The organism is Paractinoplanes abujensis (genome assembly GCF_014204895.1).
Taxonomy (GTDB): Bacteria; Actinomycetota; Actinomycetes; order Mycobacteriales; family Micromonosporaceae; genus Actinoplanes; species Actinoplanes abujensis.
In genome coordinates this window covers 7,444,302-7,459,244 of the sequence record NZ_JACHMF010000001.1, presented here as the reverse complement: position 1 = coordinate 7,459,244, position 14,943 = coordinate 7,444,302, and the positions used below count along the sequence as shown (strand labels likewise).

10 protein-coding genes and 1 tRNA gene are annotated in these 14,943 nt (G+C 69.9%); 3 read left to right on the top strand and 8 right to left on the bottom strand.

Annotated features, from left to right (window positions below; genetic code table 11):
• Positions 1-3 precede the first annotated feature (3 nt).
• A complete protein-coding gene (gene rsmI / locus BKA14_RS34240; RefSeq protein WP_184954902.1) occupies positions 4-849 on the bottom strand; it encodes a 16S rRNA (cytidine(1402)-2'-O)-methyltransferase in 846 nt (281 codons plus the stop codon).
• Positions 850-924: 75 nt separating this feature from the next.
• Here rsmI and BKA14_RS34235 point away from each other — a divergent pair, with 75 nt between their 5' ends.
• The gene (locus BKA14_RS34235) at positions 925-2,502 is read left to right on the top strand and encodes a dolichyl-phosphate-mannose--protein mannosyltransferase (RefSeq protein ID WP_184954901.1); all 1,578 of its coding nucleotides are present in this window, start codon (positions 925-927) and stop codon (positions 2,500-2,502) included.
• A 1,781-nt stretch (positions 2,503-4,283) separates the two neighbouring features.
• On the opposite strand, the gene BKA14_RS34230 is transcribed toward BKA14_RS34235, so the two are convergent.
• A complete protein-coding gene (locus BKA14_RS34230; RefSeq protein WP_184954900.1) occupies positions 4,284-5,003 on the bottom strand; it encodes a hypothetical protein in 720 nt (239 codons plus the stop codon).
• Between the two features lie 171 nt (positions 5,004-5,174).
• Here BKA14_RS34230 and BKA14_RS34225 point away from each other — a divergent pair, with 171 nt between their 5' ends.
• Positions 5,175-7,583, top strand: coding sequence for a bifunctional polysaccharide deacetylase/glycosyltransferase family 2 protein (locus BKA14_RS34225; protein ID WP_184957135.1), 2,409 nt, complete (start codon positions 5,175-5,177; stop codon positions 7,581-7,583).
• A 157-nt stretch (positions 7,584-7,740) separates the two neighbouring features.
• Here the strand turns inward: BKA14_RS34225 and BKA14_RS34220 are convergent, their stop codons facing one another.
• Complete coding sequence (locus BKA14_RS34220; RefSeq protein WP_184954899.1) at positions 7,741-8,985, bottom strand: GAF domain-containing sensor histidine kinase; 1,245 nt, start codon at positions 8,983-8,985, stop codon at positions 7,741-7,743.
• 237 nt (positions 8,986-9,222) lie between these two features.
• Between BKA14_RS34220 and BKA14_RS34215 the strand changes: the two genes are divergently transcribed.
• Positions 9,223-10,830, top strand: a complete 1,608-nt coding sequence (locus BKA14_RS34215; RefSeq protein WP_184954897.1) for a hypothetical protein — start codon at positions 9,223-9,225, stop codon at positions 10,828-10,830.
• 179 nt (positions 10,831-11,009) lie between these two features.
• Here the strand turns inward: BKA14_RS34215 and BKA14_RS34210 are convergent.
• The 5 genes from BKA14_RS34210 to BKA14_RS34190 all read right to left on the bottom strand — a co-directional run bounded on the left by BKA14_RS34210 (position 11,010) and on the right by BKA14_RS34190 (position 14,903).
• Positions 11,010-11,083 (bottom strand) — tRNA-Ala (locus BKA14_RS34210).
• Positions 11,084-11,162: 79 nt separating this feature from the next.
• Complete coding sequence (gene sepX / locus BKA14_RS34205) at positions 11,163-11,897, bottom strand: divisome protein SepX/GlpR (protein WP_184954896.1); 735 nt, start codon at positions 11,895-11,897, stop codon at positions 11,163-11,165.
• 154 nt (positions 11,898-12,051) lie between these two features.
• On the bottom strand, positions 12,052-12,684 hold the full coding sequence (locus BKA14_RS34200; RefSeq protein WP_184954895.1) for a GNAT family N-acetyltransferase: 633 nt from the start codon (positions 12,682-12,684) through the stop codon (positions 12,052-12,054).
• On the bottom strand, positions 12,685-13,992 hold the full coding sequence (locus tag BKA14_RS34195) for a molybdopterin molybdotransferase MoeA (RefSeq protein ID WP_184954893.1): 1,308 nt from the start codon (positions 13,990-13,992) through the stop codon (positions 12,685-12,687).
• A complete protein-coding gene (locus tag BKA14_RS34190) occupies positions 13,989-14,903 on the bottom strand; it encodes a UTP--glucose-1-phosphate uridylyltransferase (RefSeq protein WP_184954891.1) in 915 nt (304 codons plus the stop codon). The genes BKA14_RS34195 and BKA14_RS34190 overlap by 4 nt, the downstream gene beginning before the upstream one ends.
• Positions 14,904-14,943: the final 40 nt, after the last annotated feature.

Genomic DNA, 14,943 nt, shown 5'->3' with positions numbered 1-14,943 from the left:
CGGTCAGGCGTGCACCAGCGCGTACACCTCGCGCTTCTTGAGCCCGAACTCGTCGGCCACGGCCTGAATGGCGTCCCGCCGCGACGATCCGGCCGCCTCCCGGGCCGCCACCGCCGCGCGCAAGTCGTCGTCGGCGGGGCGTTCGGCCGGACGTTCCGGGGCCCCGCCCACCACGACGGTGATCTCGCCGCGCGGCTCCTCCCGCTGCGCCCAGGCGACGAGTTCGATCGCGGTGTCGCGCCGGATCTCCTCGTACGTCTTGGTCAGTTCACGGCAGACCGCGGCGGGCCGCTCGTCGCCGAACGTGGCCGCGAGGTCGGTGAGCATGCCCGCGATGCGGTGCGGCGCCTCGAAGAAGACCAGCGTGCGGGGCTCGGCCGCGAGCTCACGCAGGCGCGATCGACGGTGCGAGCCCGTACGGGGAAGGAAGCCCTCGAAAACGAAGCGATCACTGGGCAGGCCGGAGAGCGCGAGAGCCGTCGTGACCGCGCTCGGCCCGGGGGCCGCGGTGACCGGATAACCCGCGTCGAGGGCCGCCCGCACCAGGCGATAACCCGGATCGGAAACACTGGGCATGCCCCCGTCGGTGACCACCGCGACGACGGCGCCCCCGGCCAGAGCTTCGACCAGCTCCGGCGTACGCCTTTCGTCGTTTCCTTCAAAATATGAAACGACCCGGCCGGTGACCGTCACGCCCAGATCGCGGGCCAGCCGGGCCAGCCGCCGGGTGTCCTCGGCCGCCACTACATCGGCGGACGCCAATATTTCACGCAGCCGCGCCGAAGCGTCGCCGATGTTGCCCAGCGGCGCGCCGACAAGCACGACCCGGCCTTCGTTGGTGGGAACCACCGGGAAAGTCCATCACACGCCGCGCCGAGGTGATGGCGGGCACCGCCTCCCAGTCGCAGGTCCTACGATCGCGGGGTGACTACGGCGGCGACGACGGAGACAGAGCTCACCCCGGAACCGCCAGCGGCGGCCGAACCCGGGGGCGTCCGCGCGGTCCCCGACATCGTGCGGCGGCGGCTCAAGACGCTCGACAACTGGCTGAACCCGCACTCGTGGCTGGTCACGGCTCTGATCGTGACGATTGCGGCGATCCTGCGGCTCAACGGGATCAGCAGTCCGAAGGGCTACATCTTCGACGAGGTGTACTACCCGACCGACGCCTGGGACATGCTGCAACACGGCGTCGAGTGGGACGAGAAGACCAACGGCCCGGCGTACGTGGTGCATCCCCCGCTCGGCAAATGGCTGATCGCCCTGGGCGAGCTGATGTTCGGCAACACCGAACTGGGCTGGCGCTTCCCGGCCGCGGTGGCCGGCACCGTGATGATCCTGATCCTCATCCGAGTGACGTACCGGCTGTTCCACTCGGTGCTGCTGGCCGGGCTGGCCGGTCTGCTGATGACGCTCGACGGCTTCCAACTGGTGCTGTCCCGTACGTCGCTGCTCGACATCTTCCTGGGCACGTTCATCCTGGCCACGTTCGCGGCGCTCGTGCTCGACCGCGACCACTACCGGCGACAGTGGCTCAAAGCCCTCGAAAACGGGTTCGACCCGGCCAAAACCGCGGCCGTGCCCCGGATCGTGCCGTGGTGGCTGCTGGTCGCCGGCGTCACGTTCGGCCTGGCCTGCGGCGTCAAATGGAGCGCACTGTTCTTCGCCCCGTTCCTGGCCGCGCTGGTGATCGTCTGGCGGGTGCAGGCCCGCCGCTCGGCCGGCGTCCAAGGCCCGTTCCTGGCCGGCATCCTCGGTGACCTGGGCTGGCTGCTGCTCAGCTTCGCCCTCACGTTCGTGATCTACCTGGCCTCGTGGACCGGCTGGTTCGTCACCGACACCGGCTACTTCCGCCACTACCGCGAAGCCAACGGCATGAGCGAACCCCCCGTGATCGGCGCGCTGCTCAACCTGTGGCACTACCACCACGAGGCCTACCGGTTCCACAGTGGCCTGACCGAACGGCACATCTACCAGTCGTGGCCCTGGCAGTGGCTGCTGCTCGGCCGCCCGGTCGCCTTCTACTGGAACAACAGCGGCAACTGCGGCGCCCCCAGCTGCGCCCGCGAGATCCTGCTGCTCGGCACACCCATCCTGTGGTGGTCGTTCCTGCCCGCCCTGGCCGCCCTGATCTGGTTCGGCCTGGCCCGCCGCGACTGGCGCGCCTGGGCGATCCTGGTGCCGACGGTCGCGGGCCTGCTGCCGTGGTTCTACTACGCGGTCAAGGACGGGCGCACGATGTTCTCGTTCTACGCGCTGCCGGCCCTGCCGTTCCTGATCCTGGCCGTGGTCTACGTACTGGGCGCGATCATGACGCCACCCGACGGCATAACCCAGGGCAAAGCTAGATCAGACCGCCAACTGATAGGCACCGTGGTGGTCGGCGCCTACATCGTGCTGATAGCCGTGTGCTTCGCCTACTTCTACCCGATCTTCACAGCCCAGCTCCTCCCGTACGAAAGCTGGTCGGGTCGCATGTGGCTGGGAGGCCGCTGGATCTGAGCTCCCCCACCTGAGCCGCCGTCGTGGCAGTCGCCGCGCGGCGGCTCGGTGCTTTCCGGTTGCCCGCCACCTTGTGCTGCCGCTCACCCGCCCGGCTCAGGCAGTCGCCATGCCAGCCCACCGCGGGCCCGATCACCTCGCGCCGCGGCGGCGGCCCGCTGCTTCCCCGGCCGCTCAGATCGCCCGGCCCAGCTCGTCGCCGCGGCGGGCCATCACTTCCTCAGCCGCCCGAACCGCCGCCCATCGGCCTCCCGAACCGCCGCCCGGCCGACACCGCCGCTGCCCACCGGCCTCCCGAACCGCCGCTCAGCCGACACCGCCGCTGCCCATGGGCCTTCCGAACCGCCGCTCAGCTATCGCCCCGGTAGGCCGACACTTCTCCCGCCGCCCAGCCCGCACCGCAGTGGCCCATCGCTTTCCCGCCCGCCCCCATCCCGGTAACGCCCCGGCTGGCTGGCACCTCGACCGCCACCCAGCCAGCATCGCAGCGACCCATCGACTCCCTGCCGCCCGAACAGCCGCTCAGCCATCGCTACCCCGGCCGCCCGAGTCGCCACGCCGCGGCCGATCTGGACCATGGCCCACCATCCGGCGATTGCTGCGGCGGGTCGCCTCTTCCAAGCACCGCAGAACAGGGCGCAGTCGATGACCACGGCCAGGCCCAGCACCATCGCCAGCGAGCTCATTGGCTGCCCGCCGTACGGCGTCCGGGTTCAGCTTTGTTGTTGCCTTCGAGTGCATCCCGAGCACCGAGATCAACTTCGCAAGATCGCTGGTGGGCCACCGCCTCCCCCGCCCACCCGAGGGAGAAACGTTGGGCCGACCCTACTTCGTGTCAAGCCGGCGGGGCGGAGTTGTCCACAGGCGACGATGAGGGGCCGGGTCGCCGTCCACAGGGACGGACGCGTCATCCACAGCGTGGGGCTCACGGCCTTACTGGAAAGGCCGTATGCCGCGGACTGGCTTCACGCGGGCGGGCCGGAACATAAGAGCGCGCCCCGATCGCCTGCCACGGGGGAAGCGGGCGATAGGGGCGCGCAAGATGAAGCTTAACGACCTCCGATGTCGGACACAACGGGTGGCCTGGGGAACTTTCAAATTTCGATCAAGCCTGTTCGACAACCCGGACATAGCGGTATATTCTCGTTAAGAAGTGCATATCGTCGTGTGAATATGCTTCGGGCTTTTGCTTCTTTCATTGTCGGGGATGCGACAGCAAAACAATTGGCAAAACCGCGTAACCTCGAACCATTCGCCAATTCGGTGCAGCTCAGCGATGCGTGTTCGACCGTGGCACATACAAGCCCCCATCTGGTCAAACTTAAGCACTCATCATTTCGGTTGAATTCTCAATAACGATCATCCGTCACGCAGAAGAGTGAGACGTCGCAAGATCGCGATTTATCTTTTTAAGCTCGCCGCGTGACTTCGCAGGAGCCAGAAAACCCGCATTTCGTCGCCCCCGACTCTCCCGAGACCGAAGTGATCTCGGTGGAGACGCCCGCGCCGGTGTTCGTGGACAGCACCGGTCGCCGCAGCCGGTTCTTGCGGCGGCTCGCGTACGCGTTCGGTGTGCTCGTCATGCTGTACGGCGGCCTGATCAGCGTCAGCCTGGCCGGCGGACCCGTCCGCTCCAGCGCCGTGCTGCCGCTGCCCGGTCTCGAGCCCGAGGAGAAGAAAGAGACGCCGGCGGTCAAGCCGAGCCTGGCGCCGACCCCCACGCCGACGCAGGCGGCCCGCGCGCTCTACCTGCCGCAGGTGCAGCCGCGCCGGACCACTGTTCAGCCGCAGCCGCCCCGGCTCGAGTCGACCCGGGTGCCCACGGTGACGAGGACGCCGACCCCGTCGCCGACGGTCAAGCCGCCGACCCCGACGACCACGAGGACGCCGGAGAAGACGAAGACGCCGCCGACGACTCCGACAACCACACCTCCCACCACGCCGACCGTTACGGCGCCGCCACCGACGACTCCGGTTGTCCCGGTGCCGCCCGGGTCCGGTGGGGAAGGCGGCGGATCAGTTGTCGACGACCCGACGAGCCCGAGCCCGAGCGGCTCGGGCTCGTCCGCCTCTGGGGGCGGATCGGGCGGCGGCACAAACGGCGGAAACAGCAGCAGCGGCACCACAAACGGCGGCGGCACAAACGGCGGCAGCAGCGGCGGCGGCACAAACGGCGGCAGCAGCGGCGGCGGCACAAACGGCGGCAGCAGCGGCGGCGGCACAAACGGCGGCAGCAGCGGCGGCGGCGGCACAAACGGCGGCAGCAGCGGCGGCGGCACAAACGGCGGAAGCGGCGGCGGAACGGCCGGCGGCAATGGCGCCACCAGCGGCGGCACGAGCAGCGGCAGCGGAACGAGCAGCGGCGGAAACAACAGCACAAGCAGGGGCACAGCTAGCGGCGGCAGCGGCGGCACAGCTAGCGGCGGTAGCGGCGGCACAGCTAGCGGCGGCAGCAACAACGGCACGAGCAGCAGCAACGGCGCCAACAAGACGAGCAGCACCGGAGGCGCGGAGGGCTCCGGAACTGCCACCCCCCAGAACACCGCAACCGAAGGAGGCAGCGAACCCCGAGACGGCACGGCCAAGACCCCGATACCCCTCACGACCAAGGTGCTTCAGTGACGCCTCACACCCCCGCCCACCAGGCCCCACCCCCCAACACCCCGCCCCCGATGCCGCGCAGCAAGGCCCGCACCCGCGGCCGCGGCCCCGTACGGCGCAGGCTTCTCCCCCGCCCCCGGATCATGCTCGGCTCGCTGCTCGTGCTGGTGTTCGTCGGCGTCCTGGTGGTGCAGGCGTACATCAACGCCGAGTTCAAGAGCGACCACCTGGATTCCGAGGTAGGCGACCAGGCCGGCGTCCCCACCGAGATCCTCAACGGCGGCCCCGTCATCAACACCACTGGTGGTCAGGCCAGCACCAGCCGCATGCCGCCGAAGACGATCGCGTTGACCTTCGACGACGGCCCGGACCCGACGTGGACGCCGAAGATCCTTGACGTGCTGGAGGAGAACGACGCGCACGGCACGTTCTTCGTCGTCGGTTCTGAGGTGTCGCGGCATCCGCAGCTCACCAAGCGGATCACCGATGAGGGCAACGAGTTGGGCCTGCACACGTTCACCCACCCGAACCTGCAGCGGCTGGCGCCGTGGCGGCGCACCTTGGAGTTGTCGCAGACGCAGGTGGCGATCGCCCGGGCCACCGGCGTGCACACCAATCTGGCCCGGTTCCCGTACTCGTCGAAGAACGCGGCCATCGACGAGATCAACTGGAAGATCATCAAGGATGCCGGCAAGCAGGGCTACCTGGTCGTCGTCAACGACCTTGACAGCGAGGACTGGCAGCGCCCGGGCGTTCCGCAGATCATCAAGAACGCCACCCCGACCGGCGACGACTCGGCCATCATCCTGTTCCACGACGCGGGGGGTGACCGCCAGCAGTCGGTCGACGCGCTGCGCCAGTTCATCCCGGCCATGAAGGCGCGGGGTTTTCAGTTCACGACCGTCACCGAGGGCCTGAACGGCACGATCGCGCAGAGCAACCAGGCGGCCGCGGCCAAGGTTCCCCTGCTGCCCGAGAACCCGAGCGCCGCGCACAGTGACGTCTGGCGGGGCAGCGCGGTCATCTGGACCGTACGGCTGGCCGACGGCCTGGTCTGGTTCATCGCGATCCTGTTCCTGATCGTCGGCGCGCTCACCATCGGCCGTACGGCACTCTTGTTGCTCCTGGCCACCCGCCACGCCCGGCAGCGCCGCAAGAAGAGCTGGAGCTGGGGTCCCCCGGTGGTCGAACCGGTGTCGATCATCGTGCCCGCCTACAACGAGAAGGAGGGCATCGAGGCCGCCGTACGTTCCCTGGCCGGCGGCGACTACCCGGCGATCGAGGTGGTGGTCGTCGACGACGGGTCCACCGACGGCACGGCCGCGCTGGTCGAGCAGATGAAACTGCCCAACGTACGGGTGGTGCGCGTGCCCAACGGCGGCAAGTCGAACGCCCTGAACACGGGCATCGCCCTGGCCCGGCACGACCTGATCGTCACCGTCGACGGCGACACGATCTTCGAGCCGGACTCGATCCGTACGCTGGTGCAGCCGTTCGCCGACCCGACCGTGGGCGCGATCGCCGGCAACGTCAAGGTCGGGAACCGGGAGCGGATGGTCGCGGCCTGGCAGCACATCGAGTACGTGATCGGCTTCAACCTGGACCGCCGCCTGTACGAGGTACTCGGCATCATGCCGACCGTGCCCGGCGCGATCGGCGCGTTCCGTCGTGAGGCTCTGCGGCAGGTCGGCGGGATCAGCGACGAGACGCTGGCCGAGGACACCGACGTCACAATGGCCATGTTGCGGCAGGGCTGGCGGGTCGTCTACGCCGAGGACGCCAAGGCCTGGACCGAGGCGCCGGCCACTTTGGAGCAGTTGTACCGGCAGCGGTACCGGTGGAGCTACGGCACCATGCAGGCGATGTGGAAGCACCGCCGTGCCCTGTTCGACAAGGGTCCGTCGGGTCGTTTCGGCCGGCTCGGGCTGCCGTTCCTGGCCCTGTTCGGGGTCGCGTTGCCGATGCTGGCGCCGGTGGTGGACATCATGCTCGTCTACGGCCTGGTCTTCTGGGAGCTGGAGGAGACCGTCGTGGCGTGGGTGGGCATGCTCGCCCTGCAGCTGTTCACCGCGGCGGTGGCGTTCCGTTTCGACTCGGAGTCGCTCAAGCCGCTCTGGCGGTTGCCGTTGCAGCAGTTCGCGTACCGGCAGTTGATGTATCTGGTGTTGATGCAGTCGGCGACCACCGCGCTGACCGGGGGCCGGCTGCGCTGGCACAAGCTGCACCGGGCGGGGCTGGTGGCCCGCACCGAGGTGCCGCCTCCGCCGGCGGCCGAGGTTGCGCCCGTTGTGGACACTTGGCCTTCGACACTGGGTCAGGGCCGGGCCGAGTCGCATCCGGCGGCGGGCCGGGCCGTCGCGCGACCGGCGGTGCCGTCACAGACGGTGCGGCACCAGCAGACCGCGGAGCTCGGCCCCGAGGATCTTCCGTCAGCCGGCTCGCCCCCGGGTGGCGGCTCCGGCCCGGTCTACACCGGGTGAAAGCCCGGCTCAGCACCGGGTGAAAGCCCGGCTCAGCACCGGGTGAAAGCCCGGCTCAGCACCGGGTGAAGCGTCGGCCCGTGCCCGCTCGAACTGCAGCCGAGCGGGCACGGGCCGATTGCGTACAGACGAGCAAAACGGAAAAGACGTACGGGAATCAGACGGTGATCATGTCGTCGAGCACGGTCGCCGGGGTGAGGTCGGCCGACGGGAACACCACGTGCAGCGAGGTGCCGTCGCCGGGCCGGTCCGAGAGCGCGACAGTGGCGTGATGGGCGTCGAGGATCTTCTTGGCCACGGCGAGCCCCCGGTCGGGTCCGGGGATGTTGGCCGGGTTGGCGATCGCGCCGTAGTACAGGTGCGGAAACAACTCGGGCCGCATGCCGTCGGGCAGGTCCATGTCGTCGAGGCGTACGGCCGGGCCGGCCTCTATCTCGGTGCCCACCCGCACTCGTCCACCCGTCGGCGTGTACTTCACGGCGGCGAAGAGCAGGTGGGTGAGCACCTGCTCCAGACGTACGGGATCGGCGATGATCGGCAGGGCGGGCCCGCCGGCCTGGTTGAGGATCCAGATCTGTTTGGTGGCGGCGATGGGGCGGACGGCTTCGACCGCCCGCTGGGTGATGCGGGTGAGGTCGATCTGACGCATGTGCAGGCTTTCGGTGCCGAACCCGGCCTCGGCCATCGTGCTCAGGTGATGCAGCAGGTCGAGGAAGCCGCGAATGTGCCCGGCGGTGGCCCGCCCGATCAGGTCGGCCATTTCGGCGTCGTGGTAGCCGGTCTTTCCGAGCTTTTCCACGTACGCCGAGATGAGGCGCAGCGGCGCCCTCAGGTCCCCGCCGAGCAGGGCCGCGAGGTCGTCCTTGCGCCGTTCGAGTTCCTGCAGGCGGGCCGTGGTGTTGGCCAGCGCGACCGCGTGCCGGCGCAGTTCCATCTGTGAGGTGACCTGCCGGGCCAGCGCGCGCAGCGCCTGCAACTGCTCGATGTCGAGCCGCCGGGGTTCGTTGTCGACCACGCAGAGCGTCCCCAGCGCGAACCCGTCGGTCGTCACGAGGGGCGCCCCCGCGTAGAAGCGGATGCCGGGATCACCGGTGACCAGCGGGTTGTCCGCGAAACGACGGTCCTGGGTCGCGTCTGCCACCACCATCAAGTCCCGCCCCAGGATCGCGTGCGCGCAGAACGCGTTGTCACGGTCGGTCTCGGTCTTCTCCGTCCCGACCCGGGCTTTGAACCATTGGCGATCCGTGTCGAGCAGAGTGACCAGAGACATCGGTGTGCCGCAGACGTTCGAGGCGAGCGCGACGATGTCGTCGAAGTCCTGCTCCGGTTCGCTGTCGAGGATGTCGAGCGCGTAGAGGGCGGCGAGCCGGTCGGTCTCGTTGTCGGGCAGGGGAGCTTTCATGGGTCACCTCCGAGGCTGCCTCCAGAGGTACCACACAAAAGTAGCAACCCTCATGTTTAGTACTTATCGCTTCGGGCCGATGGCCGCTCGCTGAAATATGCGTTTCCCGTACGCATATGTCGCGCACGGGGTGGAGAGATCGACGCTTCCCGTGATATCCACTGAGGACACCAGCAACGACGAGTACGGGGGAACGTCTTGAAACGTTGGGGTGCCGCACTGCTGTGCGGCCTTGTCATGTCCTTCGCCATCACGGGCACCGCTCGAGCCGACGAGCCGGGCGCCCCACCCGCGGTTACCGCGTCACCGGCTCCGGCCGCCGCCGCCGCGGAGTGCACCAAGCTCGAGCCCGGCCGATTCGGCCCGCTCGCCGCCGAGCAGATCAACACCGTGATCGTGCCTCCCGGCGGCACCGGCTGCACCGAGGTCCACCTCCCCGCCGGCCGGTATTTCCTGCAGGTCCGGGGCGCGGGCGTCAACCACAACGGCTGGGTCTTCCGGCCCGACGAGAGCCGGCTGTGCCCGTTCGGGGCCGGGACGCTTTGGGACTGCACCGTCAGCACCGAGGGCGACTACCAGGTCAGGATCGGCAACCGGTCGGCTACCGACACGATGACCTACCGGATCGCCGCCGTCCGGCAGGACCCGGCCGATTGCACCACCCGTGTCTCCACGGCGTGGGACGCGGCCTCGGTCCGCCTCCCGCAGAGCGACGACCTCGAGGCGCACTGCGTGCGGTTCAGCGCCACCAACGGCGAGAGCATCTTCGGCTTCGCCGAGACCGGCATCGCCTACATCCGCGACCTCAACAACGTCGGTGTCTGCACCTTCCCGAGCCGATACAACCCGCCGTGCCAGATCCGGGCGGCCAGCGGCGACTTCGTCGCGATGACCCTCGCGCCCGCCGACTCCGCCGACGACGAGATCCAGATCCGCTCGCTGACCAGCCGGGCCGGGTGCCCGGAGCTCACGCCGGGCCTCCCGGGCGACCCGACGCCCGACGCGTTCAGCGGCATTCGCTGCCGCACGATCCACGTGCCCGCGCCCGGCAAATACCTCATCACCAACGTCGCCCAGACCGGCGAGCCGCGCCGGCTCATCGCCCTCGAGGGCAATGAGCGCATCCACACCAGCGCCTGCGCGCGGGGTTACACGATCCCGGCCGACGGTCTCTGCGAGTTCACCAAGGCCGGCACTTTTATCCTGGTGGCGGACGGCGACACGTCATCGCTGGTCCAGGACCGGCCCTATGCGGTCACGTTCACCCACTACGAGCCGTTCCCGTGCCAGGAGGTCGGTGTTTACGGGCTGCCCGAGGCGGCTCAGAAGGGCACGTTCACCCGAGCCGGCGAGGTGCACTGCTACGAGTTCACCCGAGCCGACCCGGACGCCGTCGACATCTATTTCCCGCCGTCGACCACGGAGGCCGAGCGTCCCGAGTACCAGCTGGTCGCCTCTCCCCGGCCCGGCTACACCCGGGTGATGTTCACCGCGAGATCGGCCGGTGAGTACAAGTTCGTTCTCCAGACCAAGCGGATCATGGCCAACTGCCAGCCGTGGACGGAGGAGGTGCTCGCCGAGTTCGACGCCGACCACATCACCCGCTGCTTCCGGATGCCGCAATACATCGACGCGGCCCAGCTGACCACGACCATCGAGAAGGTGTCCGGCTCGGGCGCCCTGGAGGTTCACGTCAACCGGGACGGCTACAACATCTGCACCGGTAATGACACCGAGTTCACCTGCGCGACCGGCGACCGCGAGGCGCCGACCCTGGTGCTGGTGGGCGACCCGGTTCCCACCAGCTATCGCATCACTCGCACCCCGACGACGCCGGTGTCCTGACGACCCGTTGCCGGTCCGCCCGCACCGAGCGGACCGGCAACAACCTCGACGGCGCCGCCCAGCCCTTCGCCCAGCGCAACTGACCGCACCGGGGGGCTTCCGGGGGCTCGGCCCCCGGAGCAGACATGACGAAGCGCCCCGGGTCCGCATAGTGTGCGGACCCGGGGCGACAAAGCTCGTGGAGCTGTGGGGATTTGAACCCCAGACCCCCTCGATGCGAACGAGGTGCGCTACCAGACTGCGCCACAGCCCCTTACCAGCCCGCGGACCGCAGTCCGTGGAACCTCGGCAACATTAACAGGTCGGACCGGACGTTCGCGAACCGACCCCACCTACGCGGTGTGGTGTCGTCCCCCGGCCTCGTAGGCCCGTCCCCGCAGGCCGCCGGTCCGGCGATAGTGCACCGACGGCGGCGCGGCGGGAGCCTCGTCGCGGTCGAGACCCATGGCCGTACGGCGGGCCGCCTCGCGCTGAGCCGCGAGCTGCTTCTGCTTCTCGCGGCGGTCGCGGGCCCGGCGGGCCTGTTCGCGGCGCACCATGGCCTGCTGGGCGGCCAGCCATGCCGCCTCGCGGGCCTCGATGCGACGACGCCGGTGGTCGGCCAGGGCCCGGTTGCGCAGGTGCACCAGGTCGATCGCCAGCAGGGCGCCGGTGACCGCGAAGCCGATCCAGAAGCCGGGGCCGACGGCGGCCACGCCGACCAGCTCGATGATGTTGAGCAGCAGCAGGGCGGCGAAGACGCGGCGCCGGCGGACCACCGCGGGGGTGTGCCGGCGCTGCGGCAGACGCCGGGGCGGGCGGCGGCCGGGTGTGACCAGGCGCAGCCGGCGTTGGGGTTTCTCGGCAGAAACGGGGGCCGGGACCGTAACCGTGACCAGCCGTCCGGGGTTGATCGGTCGGCGTCCGGGCACAGTTCGGCGACGGCGCCGGCGCTGAAGCACCCTCGCCGTCGACGACGCCCGCTCCGCGGCGAGCCGCTCGGTGGCGTCGTACCGGCGTACCAGCGCCGGCGCCAGGGCGAGCAGTCCGGCCGCGGCGAGGACGGCGAGGAGCACCGAGGTCGGCACCCTCACCCCTCCCGTCAGCTGTGGGCGGTCCGCTCGTGCACGTTCACAAGGCGGTCCGCAAGACCCAATCTCCCCGAGATTACGGCCGCGAGCTGCGGAAATACGCCCGACGCGCCGCGCGTCGAGCTGTGAGGATCAATAAGGCACACCGGTTTCAGGCCCGGACGCGCCGCCACCGGGCCATCAGGCCGCCCTCCGCGGCGACCTCCTCGCTGGTCAACGCGTAGCCGAGGTGGTCGCGCCAGCCGCCGTCGATGTGCATGTAGCGCTGGTGGTAGGCCTCTTCCCGGAAGCCCAGCTTCTCCACCACGCGGCGCGACGGACGATTTTCGGGCCGGATGTTGACCTCGATGCGGTGCAGCCCACCGGGGCCGAAAGCATGGTCGACGGCGAGCGCGAGGGCGGTCGGGATGACTCCGCGGCCGGCCACCCGGTGGTCGACCCAGTATCCGGCGTACGCGGAACTGAACGCTCTGCGGACGATGTTGCCCAGGTTGATGTGGCCCACGAGCCGTTCGCTGCCGTCGGATTCCCGCAGGCAGACCGCGAACGGCATGCTGTCGCCACGCCGCGCGGCCCGCTTCATGTCGGCGTAGACGTAGCCGAAGGCGCGCGTGGAGTTCATCTCGGACCACGGGCCCGGCGGCGCCGACTCCCAGGGAGCGAGCCACTCCTGGTTGGCGATCCGCACCTCGGACCAGGCCCGGCCGTCGCCGCGCTTGTAGGGCCTTAACACCACCGGGCCGTCCGCCAGCACAGCGGGCCACCCGGGTGTGGACCCCAGCATCTATCGCCTCCGGTCGAAAAGCAGCACATCAACGGTCGAGCCGGCGGCCGCCGTGGTGACCCGCTCACCGAGCACCAGCAGTCCGTTGGCCTCGGCCAGGCCGGAGAGAGTGTACGGCCCACCGGCCAGCGGCTGCACCGTATGTCCCCCGCCGCGCCGTTCCGCCACGTGCGCGGGACGGAATTCGCGCAGGCCGCCCGGGGAGGAGATCGTCTCCAGCAGGTGCGCCTTCACACTCGTCCGGAAGACGGGTTCGGCTCCGGCCAGCAGCTGGATGACCGGCCGGGCCAGCACCTCGAAGCCGATCAGGGCCGAGCCGGGCTCGCCGGGCAGGCAGACGACGGGCACTTCCTCGCCGCCGACCGTGCCGAAACCGAGGGTGGCGCCGGGGCTGAGCGCGACGTCGGTGAATTCGACGGCGCCACGGCCGGGGTCCCGCCGGGACAGCACCCGCCGCAGCATGTCGCCGGGGCCGGTGCCGGTGCCACCGGTGGTGATGATCAGATCGGCCCGCAGGGTCTGGTCCTCCAGCAGGCCGCGCAGTCCCTCCGGGTCGTCGTCGCAGATCCCGATCCGGTACGCCAGGGCGCCCGCCTCGACCGCGGCCGCCGTCAGCGCGTGCGAGTTGGCGTCCACGACCTGCCCGGGCTGGCTGGGCCGGCCCACGTCGACCAGCTCGTCACCGGTCGCCACGACCACGACACGCGGGCTGGGCCGCACCACGACGTGCCCGATGCCGGAGGCGGCGAACGTGGCCACCATGGCCGGGGTCACGTACGCCCCGGCCGGCGCGAGCACCTGGCCCGCGGCCACTTCGTCACCGGCTCGCCGTACGCCGGATCCCCGCTTGGGTGCGTGCTGGATCTCAACGGCGGCCATGCCCTGATCGGTCCAGTGCACGGGCACGACCACGTCGGAGCCGATGGGCAGCGGCGCCCCGGCCGCCACCGAGAAGCAGGTGCCGGGGTTGAGACGTACGGGACGCCAGCTGGCCGCCCCCAGGTCACCCACGACGTTGAGCCGCACCGGCCGCCCGCCCTCGAACCGCCCGAACGACGGGTGGGAGCCGACACGTCCGGCCCCGGACAGGTCTTCCCAGCGGGCCGCGTACCCGTCGATCGCGGCCTGGTCGAAGGCCGGGTAGGGGTGCGGCGCGAGCACGTCGTTGGCCAGCACGTTGCCGTGGGCCTGGGTGAGGTCGAGGTCGAGCGGAGGCAGCGCGCGAAGCCTGCGCAGCACGCTGCCCAGGTATTCGGCAAGAGGCATCAGCTCGTTGGCGGCCGCCTCGGCATCGGCCGTGGCCGTCATCCTTTCGCACCGCCTGCGACGAACTCGGCCAGCCAGCTCCGGAACTCCTCGCCCAGATCATCGCGCTTCGCGGCCAGCATGACCACCGTCTGCAGGTAGCCCAGCGGCATGCCGGTGTCGTAGCGGTGCCCGCGATAGACGACGGCGTGCACGGGCACCCCGTCGGCCAGCAGCTGCGCCATGGCGTCGGTCAGCTGGATCTCGCCGCCGCTGCCCGGCTTGGTGTTCTCGATCGCCTCGAAGATGCTCGCCGGCAGGATGTAACGCCCGAGCACGGCCAGGTTGCTCGGCGCCTCCTCGGGGTCGGGCTTCTCGACCAGCCCGGTCACCTCGACGATGTCGTCGCCCTCGGCCGACGGGTTGACCGACGCGATGCCGTAGCGCGACGTCTCCTCCGGCTTCACCTCGCCCAGGGCCAGAACAATTCCCCCCGTACGGGCCTGCAGGTCGAGCATGGCGGGCAGCAAGGGCTTGTCCAGCTCGACGAACTCGTCACCGAGCAGCACCGCGAACGCGTTGTCGCCCACGTGCGACGCGGCGGTGCCGACCGCGTGGCCGAGCCCGAGCGCCTCACCCTGGCGCACGGTGTAGATGTCGGCCAGCTCGCTGGTGCGCCGCACCTCGGCCAGCCGCTTGGTGTCGCCCTTCTCCTCCAGCCGGGCCTCGACGTCGGGCCGGCGGTCGAAGTGGTCGACCATCGAGGTCTTGCCACGCCCGGTGACCAGCAGGACGTCGGTGATGCCGGCGGCCGCGGCCTCCTCCACGATGTACTGCAGGACGGGCCGGTCGACCACGGGCAGCAGTTCCTTCGGCACGGCCTTGGTGGCCGGCAGGAACCGGGTCGCCATGCCCGCGGCCGGGATGACGGCCTTTACCGCCCGACGGCCGGACGCATGCGCGTTCGTGGTCATCAAGGTCACCGCACCTTCACTCGGTCCTGCCCGTGGTATG

What these genes read in the sequence shown, in the direction of transcription:
- BKA14_RS34215 (WP_184954897.1), top strand. Translation starts at nt 9,223, where the DNA reads ATGTCCTTCGCCATCACGGGCACCGCTCGAGCCGACGAGCCGGGCGCC.
- BKA14_RS34195 (WP_184954893.1), bottom strand. Translation starts at nt 13,992, where the DNA reads ATGACGGCCACGGCCGATGCCGAGGCGGCCGCCAACGAGCTGATGCCT.
- BKA14_RS34220 (WP_184954899.1), bottom strand. Translation starts at nt 8,985, where the DNA reads ATGAAAGCTCCCCTGCCCGACAACGAGACCGACCGGCTCGCCGCCCTC.
- BKA14_RS34200 (WP_184954895.1), bottom strand. Translation starts at nt 12,684, where the DNA reads ATGCTGGGGTCCACACCCGGGTGGCCCGCTGTGCTGGCGGACGGCCCG.
- BKA14_RS34190 (WP_184954891.1), bottom strand. Translation starts at nt 14,903, where the DNA reads ATGACCACGAACGCGCATGCGTCCGGCCGTCGGGCGGTAAAGGCCGTC.
- BKA14_RS34225 (WP_184957135.1), top strand. Translation starts at nt 5,175, where the DNA reads ATGCCGCGCAGCAAGGCCCGCACCCGCGGCCGCGGCCCCGTACGGCGC.